The 16,565-nt window shown below is 68.0% G+C and carries 17 protein-coding genes; 12 read left to right on the top strand and 5 right to left on the bottom strand.

Annotated features, from left to right (window positions below; all coding sequences use genetic code 11):
• Positions 1-12: 12 nt before the first annotated feature.
• Both AB9O74_RS03545 and AB9O74_RS03540 read right to left on the bottom strand, forming a co-directional pair.
• The gene (locus AB9O74_RS03545; RefSeq protein WP_369348449.1) at positions 13-705 is read right to left on the bottom strand and encodes a type 1 glutamine amidotransferase domain-containing protein; all 693 of its coding nucleotides are present in this window, start codon (positions 703-705) and stop codon (positions 13-15) included.
• A gap of 95 nt (positions 706-800) precedes the next feature.
• Positions 801-1,400: a TetR/AcrR family transcriptional regulator gene (locus AB9O74_RS03540; RefSeq protein WP_369348448.1), complete on the bottom strand. Its 600-nt coding sequence runs from the start codon at positions 1,398-1,400 to the stop codon at positions 801-803.
• Positions 1,401-1,451: 51 nt separating this feature from the next.
• On the opposite strand from AB9O74_RS03540, the gene AB9O74_RS03535 reads away from it, so the two are divergent.
• From AB9O74_RS03535 to AB9O74_RS03515, 5 genes are all read left to right on the top strand, one after another.
• Positions 1,452-3,107, top strand: a complete 1,656-nt coding sequence (locus AB9O74_RS03535; RefSeq protein ID WP_369348447.1) for an efflux transporter outer membrane subunit — start codon at positions 1,452-1,454, stop codon at positions 3,105-3,107.
• 28 nt (positions 3,108-3,135) lie between these two features.
• A complete protein-coding gene (locus AB9O74_RS03530) occupies positions 3,136-4,266 on the top strand; it encodes an HlyD family secretion protein (protein ID WP_346477398.1) in 1,131 nt (376 codons plus the stop codon).
• Positions 4,263-5,309 carry a DUF2955 domain-containing protein gene (locus tag AB9O74_RS03525; RefSeq protein WP_369348446.1) on the top strand — a complete coding sequence of 349 codons (1,047 nt, stop codon included), beginning with the start codon at positions 4,263-4,265 and terminating at the stop codon, positions 5,307-5,309. The genes AB9O74_RS03530 and AB9O74_RS03525 overlap by 4 nt, the downstream gene beginning before the upstream one ends.
• A gap of 17 nt (positions 5,310-5,326) precedes the next feature.
• Positions 5,327-5,869, top strand: coding sequence for a hypothetical protein (locus AB9O74_RS03520; protein WP_369348445.1), 543 nt, complete (start codon positions 5,327-5,329; stop codon positions 5,867-5,869).
• 81 nt (positions 5,870-5,950) lie between these two features.
• Positions 5,951-6,220, top strand: coding sequence for a hypothetical protein (locus AB9O74_RS03515; RefSeq protein WP_313212984.1), 270 nt, complete (start codon positions 5,951-5,953; stop codon positions 6,218-6,220).
• Positions 6,221-6,239: 19 nt separating this feature from the next.
• On the opposite strand, the gene AB9O74_RS03510 is transcribed toward AB9O74_RS03515, so the two are convergent.
• A complete protein-coding gene (locus AB9O74_RS03510; protein WP_369348444.1) occupies positions 6,240-7,607 on the bottom strand; it encodes a PLP-dependent aminotransferase family protein in 1,368 nt (455 codons plus the stop codon).
• A 190-nt stretch (positions 7,608-7,797) separates the two neighbouring features.
• Between AB9O74_RS03510 and cyoA the strand changes: the two genes are divergently transcribed.
• The 7 genes from cyoA to AB9O74_RS03475 are packed head-to-tail and all read left to right on the top strand — an operon-like array spanning position 7,798 to position 14,291.
• Positions 7,798-8,772, top strand: coding sequence for a ubiquinol oxidase subunit II (cyoA, locus tag AB9O74_RS03505; protein WP_369348443.1), 975 nt, complete (start codon positions 7,798-7,800; stop codon positions 8,770-8,772).
• Between the two features lie 2 nt (positions 8,773-8,774).
• Complete coding sequence (gene cyoB / locus AB9O74_RS03500; RefSeq protein ID WP_369348442.1) at positions 8,775-10,754, top strand: cytochrome o ubiquinol oxidase subunit I; 1,980 nt, start codon at positions 8,775-8,777, stop codon at positions 10,752-10,754.
• Entirely contained in the window at positions 10,751-11,389 is a 639-nt protein-coding gene (gene cyoC / locus AB9O74_RS03495) for a cytochrome o ubiquinol oxidase subunit III (RefSeq protein WP_179458797.1), read from the top strand. Before cyoB ends, cyoC begins: the two co-directional genes overlap by 4 nt.
• Positions 11,386-11,709 (top strand): cytochrome o ubiquinol oxidase subunit IV, encoded by a 324-nt coding sequence (gene cyoD, locus AB9O74_RS03490; RefSeq protein WP_369348441.1) that lies wholly within the window; start codon positions 11,386-11,388, stop codon positions 11,707-11,709. Before cyoC ends, cyoD begins: the two co-directional genes overlap by 4 nt.
• A 38-nt stretch (positions 11,710-11,747) precedes the next feature.
• The gene (locus tag AB9O74_RS03485) at positions 11,748-12,188 is read left to right on the top strand and encodes a copper chaperone PCu(A)C (protein WP_369348440.1); all 441 of its coding nucleotides are present in this window, start codon (positions 11,748-11,750) and stop codon (positions 12,186-12,188) included.
• The gene (locus tag AB9O74_RS03480) at positions 12,185-12,754 is read left to right on the top strand and encodes an SCO family protein (protein ID WP_369348439.1); all 570 of its coding nucleotides are present in this window, start codon (positions 12,185-12,187) and stop codon (positions 12,752-12,754) included. The genes AB9O74_RS03485 and AB9O74_RS03480 overlap by 4 nt, the downstream gene beginning before the upstream one ends.
• A gap of 37 nt (positions 12,755-12,791) precedes the next feature.
• On the top strand, positions 12,792-14,291 hold the full coding sequence (locus AB9O74_RS03475; RefSeq protein WP_369348438.1) for an MFS transporter: 1,500 nt from the start codon (positions 12,792-12,794) through the stop codon (positions 14,289-14,291).
• 35 nt (positions 14,292-14,326) lie between these two features.
• Here the strand turns inward: AB9O74_RS03475 and AB9O74_RS03470 are convergent, their stop codons facing one another.
• Together AB9O74_RS03470 and AB9O74_RS03465 are read right to left on the bottom strand one after the other, a co-directional pair.
• Positions 14,327-15,160: a class I SAM-dependent methyltransferase gene (locus tag AB9O74_RS03470; protein WP_369348437.1), complete on the bottom strand. Its 834-nt coding sequence runs from the start codon at positions 15,158-15,160 to the stop codon at positions 14,327-14,329.
• An 84-nt stretch (positions 15,161-15,244) separates the two neighbouring features.
• Positions 15,245-16,525: an Nramp family divalent metal transporter gene (locus AB9O74_RS03465; RefSeq protein WP_369348556.1), complete on the bottom strand. Its 1,281-nt coding sequence runs from the start codon at positions 16,523-16,525 to the stop codon at positions 15,245-15,247.
• Between the last annotated feature and the right edge of the window lie 40 nt (positions 16,526-16,565).

The following is a 16,565-nucleotide window of genomic DNA, read 5'->3' as shown; positions in this document are numbered from 1 at the left end:
TTACGCCGGTGATCAGGCCTTTGGGGCAGAGGCGAGCTTCTGCATCAGCACGGCCGCGGCTTCGGTCGACGAGGCCGGATTCTGGCCAGTGATCAGCAGCCCATCGCTGACCACGTACGAGCCCCAGTCCGGGCCCTGCGAGTAGTCGCCACCCGCGGTCTTGAGCATGTCTTCGACCAGGAAGGGCACCACGTCAGTCAGGCCGACGCCGGCTTCCTCGGTGTTGGTGAAGCCGGTGACCTTCTTGCCCTGGACCAGCGGGGCGCCCTCGGCGCTCTTGACGTGACGCAGCACGCCGGGGGCATGGCAGACCAGCGCAACCGGCTTGCCGGCGGCGATGAAGGCTTCGATCAGCGCGATCGAGTGGCTGTCTTCGGCCAGGTCCCACAGCGGGCCATGACCGCCGGGATAGAACACGGTATCGAAGTCGGCCTGCGAGACGCTGTCCAGGCGCACGGTGTCGGCCAGCTGTGCGTTGGCGTCCGCATCGGCTTCGAAACGACGGGTGGCGTCGGTCTTGAAGTCGGGCTCGTTGCTCTTGGGATCCAGCGGCGGCTGCCCGCCCTTGGGCGACGCCAGCACAATCTCGGCGCCGGCATCCTTGAAGGTGTAGTAGGGCGCGGCCAGCTCTTCCAGCCAGAAGCCGGTCTTCTTGCCGGTATTGCCGAGTTCGTCGTGGGACGTCAATACGATGAGGACTTTCATGGGTGATACTCCTGTGGGTGCTTGATTAGACTGGTCGTCTAGTGATGGGGCCGAAAAGAACACGCCGATGCCGGCGTGCGTGAGACATCCCTTTGTCAGGGGGCGGTATGCAGAAGGCGGCTGGTCAACGCCACGGCGTCCTGGAAGGGGCGGGCCGTGCGGGCGATCTTGACCATGATGCTGGTGCCCAGCCACAGCTGGTACAGGCGTCGCGCCATCGCATCGGGCGGGTCCTGGATCGTCACCGATCCGTCGGCGACGCCCGCTTCAAGCGCCCGCGCCAGACGATCGGTGATCCCGGTGGTGCCGCGCTGGAGGGCGGCCCGCATGGGCTCGGACAGGTCGGCGACTTCCGCGCCGAGCTTCACCGCCAGGCACTTGCCCTGGCAATCCTCGAACGACTGGCTGTCCTGCCATGCAGCGAAATACGCCTCCAGCTGCTCGGCCTTGGTCTGCCCGGGCTGCCGGAAGATGCGGTCCATGTCGGCGAGATAGGCGGTGAAGTAGTCCTCCAGCAGCGCCTCGCCGAACGCCTCCTTGGAGGCGAAGTAGTGGTAGAACGAGCCCTTGGGGACGCCCGCCGCCGCGAGCACTTCATTGAGGCCGACGGCGGAGAAGCCCTTGGCGCCCATGATCCGCTGGCCGGTGGCCAGGATCGTGTCGCGGACGGGGGAGGTGGCGGAGGCGGAGGTCATGGGAGGGACTGTACGCCGGATTAGACCGGTCGTCTAGTGTCGGGTGAGGCGATGCCCGTCTTGCGCGGAACGGTAGAAATACTGAGATCCAACCCTCCCGTCCGGGCGCATGATGCGCGGAAGGCGGGGGCACCCGGGGGATGCAAGGTGCACGCGCCTGAGGATCGTTTGATCCGCCATCCCCTCCAGACACAGGGTGCCGCCATGACGTGCCCGCAGTCAGTGATCTCTCCGCGCGCGGCATCGGCTGCACGGACGGTCTGCGTGCTGTCGCGTGCACGGTCTGCCACCGGCGTCTGCGGCGCGGCGCTGCTCAGTGTGCTGGCAACGAGCGGATGCATGTCCACGCCCGCCTACGTGCGGCCCACCGTCGAGGTGCCTGCCGCCTACCGGCTGCCCGGAATCGCATCGGCATCGGCGGACGGCCCTTCGCTCGACGCGCTGGCCCCTTGGTGGCAGGGCTTCGGCGATACGCAGCTGGATGCGCTCGTCGATGAAGCGTTGCGCGCCAATCACGATCTGGGCATCGCGGTGGCGCGGGTGGACGAGTTCGCCGCGCGGGTCACGGCCGCCCGGTCGGCCGCGTTGCCGCAGCTGGGCTACGGCGTCAGCTCGGGCCGTCAGCGTGCGCCGGGGATCGGCGCATCCGGCACGCACGCGGTGGGCCTGTTCGCCAGTTGGGAGCTCGATCTATGGGGGCGCCTGCGCAGCGAGCAGGACGCCGCACGTGCCGAGTTGATGGCCAGCGAACAGGCGCGCCGGGGCGTGGCGTTGAGCGTGGTCGCCTCGGTGGTGGCCGGCTACATCACCCTGCTCGATCTGGATCGACGCCTGGAGATCGCCAACGCCACCGTGGCCGGCCGCCGCGCGAGCGTGGCGCTCTTCCAGCTGCGCCTGGACGGCGGCGCACTGTCCGAGTTCGAGATGCTGCAGGTCAGCGCCGAGTACGAAAGCGCCGTGGCGGCCGTGCCGGAACTGCAGCAGGCGCTGGCCGAGCAGGAGAACGCGTTGTCGGTCCTGGTCGGACGCAATCCGGGCCCGATCGCGCGTGGCGGCACCCTGCAGACCCTGCAGCCGCCGGTGCCACCGGCAGGACTGCCCTCCGATCTGCTCGCGCGGCGACCGGACATCCTGCAGAGCGAGCAGCAACTGGTGGCTGCGCATGCGCGTATCCAGGTGGCCCGGGCATTGTATTTTCCGTCCCTGTCACTGACCGGGCAGGGCGGTCGTGCCAGTGCGGCACTGGATGATCTGTTCAGTGGTCCCTCGCGGACGTGGTCCTTCGTTGGCCAGCTGCTGGGGCCGATCTTCGCTGGCGGTGCCATCGATGCGGCAAACAGACAGGCGCAGGCCCGCAACGTGCAGGCGGTGCTGGACTACCAGCGCACGATCCAGAACGCGTTCCGTGACGTCGACGACGCCCTGGCCGCCATCCAGTCGAAGACCGACCTGGTCGCGTCGCTGGAACGGCGGGTGGACGCATTGCGACGTGCGGTTGCCCTGGCCGGCGAGCGCTATGACAACGGCTACGCGGATTACCTGGAGGTGCTCGATACCGAACGCGGGCTGTTCTCCGCCGAGCTGGCGCTGAGCAGCGCACGCGGTGACCGCTACCGGGCAAGCGTCGCGTTGTATCAGGCCCTGGGCGGGGAGGGGGGAAACCGGGAGATGGCCAGTCGGTCATCGGTTTCCGTCCCGCCGCGCTGACACCTTCGACACACCAGGAGAGGGCACGATGCAGAACCAGACGACAGCAGCAGACCCGACGGAGGCCGGAACCGGCGCAACGCCGACAGCGCGGCCGCCGCTTCGGCGGATCGTGCAGGGCGTACTGGCGCTGCTGTTGCTCGTGTTCGTCTATCACCTCGTCGCCGACCGCTTCACCCCTTATACCTCGCAGGCCACCGTGGACGGCTTCCTGGTCCAGATCGCGCCGGAAGTGAGCGGGCCGGTGGTGACTGTGGAGGTGCGCGACAACCATCCGGTGCGTGCCGGCCAGGTGCTGTTCCGTCTGGATCCGCTGCCGTTTGAAATCGCGCTGCGCGCGGCCCAGGCCAATCTGGCGGTCGTCCAGCAGGGAATGGAGGCGACGGCCGCGGACATGCGCGTCGCCACTGCGCAGCTGCAGCGCCAGCGGGTGGAGCTGGCCAGCAGCCAGCAGTTGGGCCGGATCGTGCTGGACCTCGCCGCCAAGCGCGCCTTGTCCGAAACCTCGGCGATCCGCGCCCGCAGTGACATCGCGCGCACACGCGCGGAGATCCAGCGCGCCGAGGCCGAGGCCGAGCGTGCGCGGATCCGCCTGGGCAGTGGTGAGGGCGGCTCTCCACAGGTGCTCCAGGCGATGGCTGTCGTCGACCAGGCCGCGCTGGACCTGCGCCATGCCACGGTGGTTGCGCCGGCGGCCGGCGCCATCAGCAATCTGCGGCTGGCGCCGGGCCAGTTCGTCGGCCGCGGCCAACCCGTGCTGGGGTTCATCGGCGACGGGCCGCGCTGGGTCACCGCGCCCATGCGCGAGAACCAGTTGGGTCGCATCGCACCCGGGAACCGGGCCTATGTGGCCTTCGATGATCGCCCGGGGCAGGTATTCGGCGGGCGCGTGGAGAGCATCGGCGAGGGCATTGCACGCGGCGGCGAAGTGCCGACCGGTGAGCTGCCGACGGTCACCGCGCCTACCGGGTGGCTGCGCGAACCCCAGCGATTCCCGGTGCGCATCGTGCTCGACCCGCCCACGGAACCGACCGCGCGACTGCCGGGGCGGAGTGGTGCGCAGGCCAGCGTCGTGGTGTTGACCGCCGAACGTTCGCTGCTCAATCCGCTGGCCCGGGCATGGATATGGCTGGCCGCGCAGTTGAGCTACCTGCAATGAACGCCTCCTCCAGCGCGACCACGATCCGGCTGCACGGCGTGCTGCGCTTCGCGGTCGCGGTCACCGCCTCGTTCGTCATCGGCGAGGTGATGCACTGGTGGCCGAGCTTCCTCGCGGCGGTCCTGGTCGCGGTGCTGCTCGCGAGTCTGCCGGTGCGGCCCACGCCACGCATGGCGCTGGGCCTGGTGATGGTGATGACGGTCGTGGCCTGGGTTCCCTACCTGTTGGCGTCGCTGTTGCGTGGGATGCCCATCGTGCTGTTCGGGCTGACCCTGCTCGGCATGTTCCTCGCCTTCCTCGGCCTGCTGCTCGGCCGCGCGCGGCTGCCGGCGATGCTGCTGCTGATCTGCCTTGCGGTGATCCCGGTGGTGGTGTTGACCGCACCGGCGCAGGCCGCGGTGTTGCCTTGGGCGCTGGTACGCGGCATGGCGCTGGCGGTGGTGCTGATGCTGGGGGTCCATGCGCTGTGGCCGGCGCTGCCTGCGCCATCGGCGGCTCCACCGGCCGGCCCATTGCCGGGCTCGCCACTCGCACTGGCGACCGTCTCGACCCTGGTGCTGCTGCCGGTCCTGCTGGTCTATCTGCTGCTGGGGCTGGTCGATGCGCTGCCGGTGATCGTCACCACGGTGATGCTGGTGATCAATTTCGAGACGCAACGCAGTGCACGGCATGCGCTCGCGCTGGTGCTCGGCAACCTGGCGGGTGGGCTGCTGGGGTGGTGCCTGCACCTGGCGCTGCTGAGCACCCCGAACCTGCTGTTCCTGAGCCTGTTGCTGCTGCTGGTGATGATCGGCTTCGGACGCTGGATCAGCGCTGGCGGGGCCGTCGGCGCCGTCGCGCTGGTGGCGTGCAACGCGGCACTGATCATTTTCGGTACGGCGCTGGCCACTGGCCCGACCTCGGTCATGGTCTGGCTCACCCGCCTGACCCAGTTCGCGCTGGCCGGCGCGGTCACGCTCACCCTGATGCACCTGCTCTGGCGCTGGCTGCCCCGCGCGGCCGCGACGTCCCCATCCCCTTCCGCGTCCCCCCATCCGCGCTGAGCGCGAGGAGCATTGCGATGACCACCCTTGATTCGCCCCAGGTTCCCGGTGTGCAGCCCTCCGACCCGCGACAGCGGCGGCGACTGATCCTCGGTGTCGCGGTCTGGATCGTGGGATGGATACTCGGTCTGGGCCTGATGCCCGTGGTGGAGGCGTCCACGTTGTCCGATGGGCTGAAGGCCACACTCAACGGGGTGCTGCTCCTTGGGTTCCCCAAGCTGTTCCTGGTGCTTGCGGTGGCGATCATGGGCAAGCCCGGGTTCGCCTATCTCAAGTCGCTGATCGGCGGGCACCTGCGCCGGTTCGCGCCGGCCGCCCAGGTCAGCCCAGTGCGGTATAGGATCGGGCTGATCCTGTTCATCGCGGTCATCGTGCTGAGCTCGATCGGGCCGTACGTCGCGCCGCAGACCGGTTCGCTGCGCATGCAGCACCCGCACCTGGTCGCCATGAGCGGTGACCTGCTGCTGGTGGTCAGCCTGTTCCTGCTGGGCGGCGACTTCTGGGACAAGCTGCGGTCCCTGTTCGTCCGCGACGCCAAAGCGGTGTTTCCGCCGTCGTGAGCGGCCACGGCAGGCCCCCGGTGGCCGGGGGATCACGGTATATTCCCCGGCCCCATTTCATCGCCAGATCCAGACCCCGCCATGAGCACGCCCCGGAAATACTACAAACACCCCGCGGAATCCGAGATCGGCAACGGCACGATCTACCTCGAGGCACAGGGCGATGTGATCGTCCGCCAGGTCGAAAGCTATCGCAGCGTGCTGGTCTGGGCCGACAAGTCGGGGCAGGCCGACGAACGCTTCCCGTTGTCCGATCAGCCGCTGTCCTGGCTGGACCTGGATTCGGATGACAGCATCACCGCCAGCCAGTTTGAAGCGGTCTGGAAACAAGCCAAGGCCGTGTCCGGCTGAGGGTGCCGGGGCGCGGGACTCAGACCGTCCAGCCCGGGCGTTCCGCTGCCGCCACATGCATCAGCTGATCCAGCTGGCGCAGTGCCCGGTGCAGTTCCTGCCGGTGGGCGGCCGCACCCAATGAAATCCGCACCGCATCGTTGATCGCCACGCCTTCGGGCGTGAAGGCCGACGACGGTGCGATGCCCAGGCCCTGCAGCCGCGCGGCGTGGGTCAGGCTGGCATCGGTCCAGTGCGCGGGCAAGCGGCACCACGCGTGCACGCCCGCGCAGTGCTGCAGGAAGCGCGGCGACAACGCCGACTGCGCCAGGTAGCGGCGCTCGGCTGCCTCTTCCTGCACCAGTTCCAGCATCGCCTGGGCCGAGCCATCCAGGATCAGCTGCGTCACCAGGGCATTCATCAGCGGCGGCGCCATCAGGTTGACCGCGCGCAGGGCATCGAGCACCGGCTGCCGGTCCATGCCGTCGGGCAGGCGCACGAAACCGGTGTGCAATCCCGGGCTCAGGCACTTGGAGAGGGTGGAGATGTAGCAGGTGTGCCGTGGCGCCAGCAGCGCGAGCGGGGCAGGGGCGTCGTCGACCAGCAGCCAGTACGGATCGTCTTCGATCAGTCGCAGGTCCTGCGCGCGGATCACCTGGGCCAGCGCCTCACGGCGTGCCTGCGGCATCGTGTGGGCGGTCGGATTCTGCGCGGTCGGGTTGAGGTAGATCAGCCGTGCGCCGTGCTGCTTCGCGGCGCGCGCCAGCGCGTCCGGACGCATGCCGTGCGCGTCGCACTCGACCACGTGCAGCCGTCGCTCCAGCACCCGCGCGGCATGCAGCAGGCCCGGGTAGACCAGGGGCTCGCAGAGGATCGTGTCGCCGGCGTCGGTCAACGCCAGCAGCAGGGCCGACAGCGCCGCCTGCGCGCCTTCGGTGACGACCAGCGTATCGGCATCGACCTTGCCGAGGATCGGCTTGAGCCAGTGCTGGGCCGCCCGGTGATCGGCGCGGCTGCCACCGCCCACGTGATACGTCATCAGGTTGTCCGCATCGCTGCGGGTGAGCACGGACGACAGGCCACGCCGCAACACGTCGGCAACCTGGCCGCCGCCGGGGCTGGGCGGCAGGTTCATGCTCAGGTCGACCAACTGGGTGAGCTCCACCTGCGGAGGCGCGACGAACGAGCCGAGTGGGCCGCGCGCATCGATCAGACCGCGTTTTCGTGCCTCGGTGAAGGCGCGGGTGATGGTGGTCAGGTCCACGCCGAGTTCGGCGGCGAGCGCGCGCTGTGCAGGCAGGCGCTCACCGGGGCGCAGCGCACCGGACCAAACCGCACGCTCCAGCGCCTGCACGATGCGCAGGTAGACCGGCCCGTGGCCGTCGGCGATGAGGGGGCTCCATTCCATGCGCGCATGGTACGCGCGGCGCAGGGCCGGGCTGCGACAGTGTGTCGCATCATGTATGGATCATGTCGTTGCCTAACGTACGCGGCTGCGGCGGGCACCCCCCATGCATATCGGTCATGCAGGGGGGTGTTCGCCACTTTTCATGATCCGGGCCGCCCGGCCCGGCACTGCGTTGGAAGGGCCGTCACGCATGAACCCCGCTACACATCCCGCTCGCCGCGCCAGCCCGGCCGGTCGAGCTCGCGCCGGACGCTGGTTCGGCCTGGCAGCGCTGCTGCCATTGCTCACAGGGTGCAAGAACCTGGAGCTGTTCAACCCCATGGGCAGCATCGCCGAGCAGGAAATGCAGCTGATCCTGGTCTGCACCGGCCTGATGCTGCTGGTGGTGATCCCGGTGATCATCCTCACGCTGTACTTCGCGTGGCACTACCGCGAGTCCAACAAGGAGGCCACCTACGCGCCGACCTGGTCGCATTCCACCGCGATCGAAGTGGTGGTGTGGACGATTCCGTGCCTGATCGTGGTCGTGCTCGGCGTGTTGATCTGGAAGAGCACCCACGCGCTGGATCCCTACCGCCCGATCGCGTCGGACAAGCCCGCACTGCGCGTGGAAGTGGTCTCGCTCAACTGGAAATGGCTGTTCATCTACCCGGACCACAACGTGGCCACGGTCAATGAGCTGGTGATGCCGGTCGATACGCCGGTGGCGTTCAAGCTGACCTCCGAGTCGATGATGAATGCCTTCTTCGTGCCGCAGCTGGGCAGCATGGTCTATACCATGCCGGCGATGCAGACCCGCCTGCACCTGATCGGCCATACCCCGGGCACCTACGCCGGCATGTCGTCCGCCTACAGCGGTTCGGGCTTCTCGGACATGAAGTTCGATGCGCGGGTGATGACCGAGACGGACTTCGCGCAGTGGCTGGCGCAGTCGCGTGGCACCGCCGAGCACCTCGACCAGGCCCGCTTGGCCGAACTGGAGAAGCCGACCCACGGTGCGCCGATGCAGCGCTTCGCCAGCGTGGATACCGGACTGTTCGACAGCATCCTGCGCCGTTACGGCGGCATGCCCGATGACGAGATCTGCCTGCCCGGCGAAGAACCCGGCGCGAAATCCCAACTCGTAAGCCTGGCCGCGTCTGCCAGCCGTACCGCGGAGAACTGATTGTGCTTGGAAAGTTGAACCTCGAAGCGATTCCCTACCACGACCCGATCATCATGTCGGCGCTGGTGGGCTCGCTGCTGCTGGGCGTGGCGATCGTCGCGGCCATCACGTATTACAAGAAGTGGGGCTACATCTGGACCGAGTGGATCACCTCGGTGGACCACAAGAAGATCGGCGTGATGTACATCATCCTGGCCCTGGTCATGCTGGTGCGCGGCTTCGCGGACGCGCTGATGATGCGTGCCCAGCAGGCCATCGCCGCCAACGACAGTGCCGGCTACCTGCCCCCGGAGCACTACGACCAGATCTTCACCGCGCATGGCGTGATCATGATCTTCTTCGTGGCCACGCCGCTGATCGTGGGCCTGATGAACATCGTGGTGCCGCTGCAGATCGGCGCGCGCGACGTCGCCTTCCCGTTCGTCAACTCGCTCAGCTTCTGGCTGTCGGCGGTGGGCGCGGCGCTGGTGATGCTGTCGATGTTCGTCGGCGATTTCGCCGCGACCGGCTGGGTCGCCTATCCGCCGCTGTCCGGGATCGAGTACAGCCCCACGGTGGGCGTGGATTACTACATCTGGTCACTGCAGGTCTCCGGCATCGGCACCACGCTGACCGGCCTGAACTTCATCGTCACCATCCTCAAGATGCGTGCACCGGGCATGGACCTGATGAAGATGCCGGTGTTCACCTGGACCGCGCTGATCACCAACATCCTGATCGTGGCGATTTTCCCGGTGCTGACCGCGACCCTGGCGCTGCTGACCATGGACCGCTACTTCGGCATGCACTTCTTCACCAATGACGCCGGCGGCAACGCCATGATGTACGTCAACCTGATCTGGATCTGGGGCCATCCGGAAGTCTACGTGCTGATCCTGCCGTGCTTCGGCGCGTTCTCGGAGATCATCGCCACCTTCTCGGGCAAGCCGCTGTTCGGCTACCGCTCGATGGTCTACGCGACCTCGTCGATCGGCATCCTGTCGTTCTTCGTGTGGCTGCACCACTTCTTCACCATGGGCTCGGGCGCGAACGTGAATGCCTTCTTCGGCATCATGACCTCGATCATCTCGATCCCCACCGGCGTGAAGCTGTTCAACTGGCTGTTCACCATGTACCGCGGCCGGATCCGCTACCACTCCTCGACGTTGTGGACGATCGGCTTCATGGTCACCTTCGCCCTCGGCGGCATGACCGGCGTCATGCTGGCGATCCCGGGTGCCGACTTCGTGCTGCACAACAGCCTGTTCCTGATCGCGCACTTCCATAACGTGATCATCGGTGGCGTGGTGTTCGGGTGCCTGGCCGGCATCAGCTTCTGGTTCCCGAAGGCGTTCGGTTTCACCCTCAACGAGCGCTGGGGCAAGATTTCGTTCTGGTGCTGGCTGGTCGGTTTCTACCTGGCCTTCATGCCGTTGTACGTGCTGGGCTTCAAGGGCATGACCCGCCGCATGAACCACTACGGCGTGGAGGGCTACCAGCCCTGGCTGATCGTGGCCGCGATCGGTGCGCTGGTGATCGCCGCGGGTATCGCCGCGATGTTCATCCAGTTCTACGTCAGCGTGCGTGACCGCAAGGCCAACATGGACCTCACCGGCGACCCGTGGAATGCGCGCAGCCTGGAATGGGCCACGTCCTCGCCGCCGCCGTTCTACAACTTCGCCACGCTGCCCGCGATCACCTCGCTGGAACAGCACTGGGACGACAAGCAGCATGGCCGGGCCTGGCAGCGCCAGGACAGCTACGAGGACATCCACATGCCGCGCAATACTGCAGCGGGCGTGGTGATCTCGGTGTTCAGCCTGGTCCTGTGCTTCGCTCTGGTCTGGCATATGTGGGTGCTGGCCGGCATCGGCCTGATCGGTGTGATCGCCACCTTCGTGCTGCGTTCGTACGACCGTGACGTGGACTATTACGTGCCCGCCGCCGAGGTGAAGCGCATCGAAGACGCGCACTTCGCGCAGATGGAAGGAGTCAAGGCATGAGCGGCGATACCCTGACCGCTGCTTCGCAGCACGGGCAGCTCGCGGCCGGTCATCACGACCACGCCGACGAGCACCACGACGACGGCAACAAGACCGTCGTCGGGTTCTGGATGTACCTGATGGGCGACTGCCTGATCTTCGCGGTGCTGTTCGCCACGTTCGGCGTGCTGCTCAACGGCACGGCCGATGGCCCCAGCGGCAAGGAGCTGTTCAAGCTGGGCTTCGTGCTCTCCGAAACGGTGGTGCTGCTGCTCAGCAGCTTCACCTTCGGCCTGGCGATGCTCGGCCTGCAGGCTGGCAGGCGCAACCAGGTGGTGGGCTGGCTGGCCGTGACCGGCGTGCTCGGTGCGGTGTTCATCGGCATGGAACTGTATGAGTTCGCCGAGCTGATCCATGAAGGCGCCACCCCGGACGTGAGCGCGTATCTGTCGGCGTACTTCACGCTGGTGGCCACGCACGGCCTGCACGTCACCTTCGGCCTGCTGTGGCTGGCCATCATGATCCACCAGGTGCTGAAGTTCGGCCTGGACGGGATCGTGCGCCGCCGCCTGGCCTGCCTGAGCCTGTTCTGGCACTTCCTGGATCTGATCTGGATCTGTGTGTTCACCTTCGTCTACCTGCGGGAGTTCGTATGAGCGGCCACGCCACCCTGAAGGGCTACATCCTCGGCCTGCTGCTGTGCCTGGTGCTGACCGGCGCCTCGTTCGCCGTGGTCATGACCGGGTTGGTACCGCAGCCGCTGCGACTGACGGCGATCGTGGTGCTGTGCGTGGTGCAGCTGGTCGCGCAGCTGGTGCTGTTCCTGCATATCGGGGTAGGACGCAGCCAGCGCGAGAACACCGGCATCTTCCTGTGCACCGCCTTCCTGATCGCCATCGTGGTGGCCGGCTCGCTGTGGGTGATGCACAACGCCAACCTCAACATGATGCCGATGCAGATGTCGGGCACGCCATGAGCAGGTGCCGCACGGGCGCCCTGTTGGTCGGGCTGCTGTTGACGAGCCCCCTGATGCCGGTGGTGGCTGCGGCCGCGCCGACCCACGCCGCGGCAACGGTGTCGGTCAGCGATCCGTGGATCCGGCTGCCACCACCGGCGGCGAGCGTGGCGGCCGGCTATGTCCAGCTGCATAACGGTGGCGGGCCGGACCGGCTGCTGTCCGCCTCGTCCGCGGCGTTCGCCGAGGTGCAGATCCATGCCATGCGCATGGACGGCGAAGTGATGCGCATGCAAGCGCTGCCCGATGGCCTGGCCTTGCCGGAGGGCCAGACCGTGGCGCTGCAGCCCGGCGGCTATCACCTCATGCTGTTGAAGCCCACGCGGCCGTTGTCGGCCGGGCAGACGGTGCGGATCAGACTCCGGTTCGCCCACGGTGCAGAACAGGCGGTGGACTTCAGCGTGCGCGACGGCCTGGTCGCGCAGGGAGCGGCGAAGTGAGCCGTCGGCTAGCCGCGGGCCTGCTGGCACTGATGCTGTTGGCCGGCTGCGTCGACGGGCAGGCACCGGTAATGGGCCAGGCGGCCTTTGCAGCCGTCACGCTGGAGAGCAGCGACGGCCGCACGTTGACCATCCGGGATCTGCAGGGCAAGCCGACCCTGCTGTTCTTCGGGTTCACCCACTGCCCCGAGGTGTGCCCGCTGAGCCTGGTCAAGGCGGTGCAGATCAAGCGCCTCCTGGGCCCGGCGGCAGAGCAGCTGCAGGTCGTCTTCGTGACAGTCGACCCGCAGCGCGATACACCGGCGCACCTGCGCGAGTACCTGGCCGCCTTCGATCCGGGCTTCCTCGGCCTGGCCGGTGACGAGGCGGGCACGCGTGCCATCGCCGAAAGCCTGGGCGTGAGCTATCGCCGGGTCGGCGAGGGCGACACCGCGACCTTCGAGCACACCGCGTCGTGGTTCCTGCTCGGCACCGACGGACAGCTGCAGGATGTGTACGGCTATGCGATGAGCGAGCAGGCGATCGTGGAGAAGCTGCGCGGTCGGCTGGCGGCGGCCGGCACGTGAGGCCGTTGACGGCCACGTTCCGAGGGCGGGCACTGCGATGAGCCGTACCGCGCCCAACCGCTCCGATGCCGTGCTGCTGCTCGGCTCGGCCGGCTGCGCGCTCACCGTGCTCGACACCAATGTGGTCGGTGTGGTGCTGCCGACCATCGCGCGCGATCTGTCGGCGTCCTTCGCGGACATCGAGTGGGTGGTCAGTGCCTACGTGCTGTGCTTCGCCGCGTTGCTGCTGCCGGCGGGCACCCTGGCCGACCGCATCGGTCGCCGGCGCCTGTTCCTGATCGGCTTGAGCCTGTTCGCGCTGACCTCGGTGGCGTGCGGCATCGCCGGCACTGCGATGGCCTTGTACCTGGCACGGGCCGGGCAGGGCGCGGCGGCCGCGTTCATGCTGGCACCGGCACTGTCGTTGATCGGGCATGCGCACCAGACCGCCCCCTCGCGTGCGCGTGCCTGGGCGATCTGGGGCGCGATCATGGGCTTGACCATGGTGCTCGCGCCGTTGATCGGCGGCGCCATCGCCACCTGGTTCGGCTGGCGCTGGGCCTTCCATATCAATCTTCCCCTGTGCCTGCTGCTGGCCGGCCTGGCGTGGACCTTCGTGCCGGAATCGCGTGATCCAGTCAGCCGCCGCATCGACGTGCCGGGCGTACTGCTGTTCGCGGGCAGCATGCTGTCGTGGACCTGGGCGCTGATCCGCGGGCCGGTGGAAGGCTGGGGCAGCGCGGCGGTGCTGCCGTGGCTGCTGGCCGGCACGGTGCTGGGCGCTGGCTTCATCGTGGTCGAACAGCGCCGGGCCCAGCCCATGCTCGACCTGCGCCTGTTCCGCGCGCCGGCGCTGGTGGGCGCAGTGCTGGCGATGTTCGCCTACGCCGCCTGCGTACAGGTGATGGCCTCGTTGCTGCCGTTGCTGCTGCAGAACGCCCGCGGCGACAGCGTGCTGCAGGCCGGCGTGCACATGCTGCCGTTTGCGCTGGCGATGCTGCTGCTGCCGTTCCTCGGTCGCCGCCTCGGCACGCGATGGGCTTCCGGCCAGATCCTGGCGCTTGGCCTGGGCGTGGCCGTGATCGGCAACCTCGGCATCGCCGTGGCGCTGTGGCAGCACAGCAGTGCGGGCCTGCTGCTGGCGATGGCCGTGCTGGGCAGTGGCGGTGGGCTGCTCAATGGCGAAACGCAGAAGGCGATCATGAGCGTGATCCCGCCGGACCGCGCCGGCATGGCCTCGGGCATCAGTACCACCGCGCGCTTCACCGGCATCCTGATCGGGTTCGCCACGCTCGGTGCGGTGCTGTCCAGCCATGTACGTGACGCCACCCGCGGCGCGCTGACCGAGGCCGGGCAGGCATGGACGCCGGCGCTGATCGAGCGCGTGGTGGTGGGCGAGCTGTCCGTGCAGGGCGGGGCCAGCGACAGCCTCACGCGGCTGGCCCGCCACGCCTACGCGGAGGGGGCCGCCTATGCCTTCGTGACGGCCGCCGCGATCGCACTGGTGGCGATGCTGCTGACCAACACGCTGATGGCGAGGCGCTGTTCGCAGGGGTAGAGCGCCGGCGGGTCGCATCCACGCGGGGCGTGGATCTACCAGGCGCGGGCGCGCACATCCCAGCAGGCGGCGGTGAACGTCACCGCATCGCCTTCAACGAACGGCGCAAAGGCCTGCAGTACCGCGTCCATCACCTGCGACCGTGCCGCCGCATCGAGTTGCGCATTCCGTAACGCGCTTCCGACCGGTCCCAGCAAGGTCACGTAGGTCGCCAGGTCCGCACGGTCGATCCGGCAGACCACGTCCAGCGGCAGGATCTCGACATCCTCCCAGCCCGCGGCTGTCAGGATCTGCTCGACCTGCGCACGGTCGGCGAACGCGAACTGCCCCGGTCCCCCGGGCTGGCGCGCGGGCAGGGTCAACCACGGTGCGGCCGCGCGCTCGGCCGTGGTCATGAAGCCATTCTCGTCGGGGCCGCGCCAGGCCAGGGCATGCAGCACGCCGCCGCGTTTCGCCGCCCGCTGCAGCTGTCCGAAGGCCTGCACGGGATCATCGAAGAACATCACCCCGAAGCGCGACACGATCCGGTCCAGAGTTCCCGGCAGGAACGCGTGCTGCTGCGCGTCGGCGACGATGAACTCCACGGCCAGCCCGGCACGCTGCGCGCGCTCACGCGCCAGCGCGATCATCGGGGCCGAGATGTCGACCCCGCTGACATGCCCGCCAGGCTCCAGACGCCCGGCAATGGCCAGCGCCACCGCGCCGGTCCCGCAGCCCACATCCAGGACGTGCAGTTCGTCGCCGGGCGGGATCGCCTCGACCAGGTGGGTGGCAAGCGGCGCGAACATCTGGTCGAGTATGCGCTGCGCCTCCACCCACGCCTCACCGGCGGGGCCATTCCATAGCGCGTGCTGCGAGGTGTCGGTCATTGCGTGGCTCGATCTGGGCTTGCCAGTGGGATGAGGAGCTCGCACTGTGCCACCTCAACCATCGTTGAGGTCAAGGGGGGATGCTCAGCCCCGCCACACATCCACCAGCAGTTTTACGTTCAAGACGATGATCAGGCCGCCGATCAGCCATGACAGCGCGATCAGCCAGCGCGGCGCAATCAGCGCCCCCATCTTGGCCTTGTCCGACACGAAGCGCACCAGCGGCACCACCGCGAACGGCAGCTGCATCGACAGCAGCACCTGGCTCAGCACCAGCAACCGCGCGGTGCCCTGCTCGCCGTAGATCGCGGTGACCACCACCACCGGCACGATCGCGATGCCACGGGTGATCAGGCGCCGTGCCCACGGCGCGATCCGCAGCCGCAGGAAACCTTCCATCACGATCTGCCCGGCCAGCGTCGCGGTCACCGTCGAGTTGATCCCCGAGGCGAGCAGGGCGACCGCGAACAGGGTGGAGGCCAGCCCTACGCCGAGCATCGGCGCCAGCAGCTCGTATGCCTGCTCGATCTCCTGCACGTCGGTACGGCCGTGCGCATGGAACACCGCTGCCGCCAGGATCAGGATCGAGGCGTTGATGAAGAGCGCCAGCATCAGGGCGACGGTGCTGTCGGTCACCGCCCAGCGCAGTGCACTGCGGCGCCCGGCATCGGTGCGTGGGTAAGCCCGGGTCTGCACGATGGAGGAGTGCAGGTAGAGGTTGTGTGGCATCACGGTGGCACCGATGATGCCGATCGCCAGGTACAGCGCCTTGGGGTCGGTCACCACCTGCGCGTGCGGGATGAAGCCGGTCAGCACGGCCTGCAGCGGCGGGGCGGCGATGAAGATCTGGATCGCGAAGCAGCCGAAGATCACCAGCAGCAGCGCGATCACGAAGGCTTCCAGCGCGCGGAAGCCGCGGTTCATCAGCAGCAGCACCAGCACCACGTCCACCGCGGTGATGATCGCGCCGGCCAGCAGCGGGATGCCGAACAGCAGCTTCAGCGCGATCGCGGTGCCGATCACCTCGGCCAGATCGCAGGCGATGATCGCGATCTCGCACAGCAGCCATAAGCCGAGGTTCACCGGCCGCGAATAGTGATCGCGGCACGCCTGCGCCAGATCGCGTCCGGTCGCGATGCCCAGCCGCGCGGACAGCCCCTGCAGCACGATCGCCATCAGATTGGAAAGCAGGATCACCGACAGCAGCAGATAGCCGAACTGCGCGCCGCCGGCGATGTCCGTGGCCCAGTTGCCCGGGTCCATGTAGCCGACCGAGATCATGTAGCCGGGGCCGAGGAAGGCCAGCAGCCGGAACCACCAGTGGCCGCCGCTGGGCACCGCCACGCTGGCGTTCATTTCACCCAGGCTGGGCGTATGCCCGTCCGAGGAAGGCCAGGCAGGGGAG

The organism is Stenotrophomonas sp. JAG2, assembly GCF_041080745.1.
Taxonomy (GTDB): domain Bacteria; phylum Pseudomonadota; class Gammaproteobacteria; order Xanthomonadales; family Xanthomonadaceae; genus Stenotrophomonas; species Stenotrophomonas maltophilia_AA.
Note: the sequence above shows the minus strand (reverse complement) of the source record. Positions and strands in the feature narration are given on the sequence as shown.

Excerpts from the sequence above, each read along its gene's own strand:
- AB9O74_RS03545 (WP_369348449.1), bottom strand. The coding sequence starts at position 705 with ATGAAAGTCCTCATCGTATTGACGTCCCACGACGAACTCGGCAATACC.
- AB9O74_RS03540 (WP_369348448.1), bottom strand. The coding sequence starts at position 1,400 with ATGACCTCCGCCTCCGCCACCTCCCCCGTCCGCGACACGATCCTGGCC.
- AB9O74_RS03535 (WP_369348447.1), top strand. The coding sequence starts at position 1,452 with ATGCCCGTCTTGCGCGGAACGGTAGAAATACTGAGATCCAACCCTCCC.
- AB9O74_RS03530 (WP_346477398.1), top strand. The coding sequence starts at position 3,136 with ATGCAGAACCAGACGACAGCAGCAGACCCGACGGAGGCCGGAACCGGC.
- AB9O74_RS03525 (WP_369348446.1), top strand. The coding sequence starts at position 4,263 with ATGAACGCCTCCTCCAGCGCGACCACGATCCGGCTGCACGGCGTGCTG.
- AB9O74_RS03520 (WP_369348445.1), top strand. The coding sequence starts at position 5,327 with ATGACCACCCTTGATTCGCCCCAGGTTCCCGGTGTGCAGCCCTCCGAC.
- AB9O74_RS03515 (WP_313212984.1), top strand. The coding sequence starts at position 5,951 with ATGAGCACGCCCCGGAAATACTACAAACACCCCGCGGAATCCGAGATC.
- AB9O74_RS03510 (WP_369348444.1), bottom strand. The coding sequence starts at position 7,607 with ATGGAATGGAGCCCCCTCATCGCCGACGGCCACGGGCCGGTCTACCTG.
- cyoA (WP_369348443.1), top strand. The coding sequence starts at position 7,798 with ATGAACCCCGCTACACATCCCGCTCGCCGCGCCAGCCCGGCCGGTCGA.
- cyoC (WP_179458797.1), top strand. The coding sequence starts at position 10,751 with ATGAGCGGCGATACCCTGACCGCTGCTTCGCAGCACGGGCAGCTCGCG.
- cyoD (WP_369348441.1), top strand. The coding sequence starts at position 11,386 with ATGAGCGGCCACGCCACCCTGAAGGGCTACATCCTCGGCCTGCTGCTG.
- AB9O74_RS03475 (WP_369348438.1), top strand. The coding sequence starts at position 12,792 with ATGAGCCGTACCGCGCCCAACCGCTCCGATGCCGTGCTGCTGCTCGGC.
- AB9O74_RS03470 (WP_369348437.1), bottom strand. The coding sequence starts at position 15,160 with ATGACCGACACCTCGCAGCACGCGCTATGGAATGGCCCCGCCGGTGAG.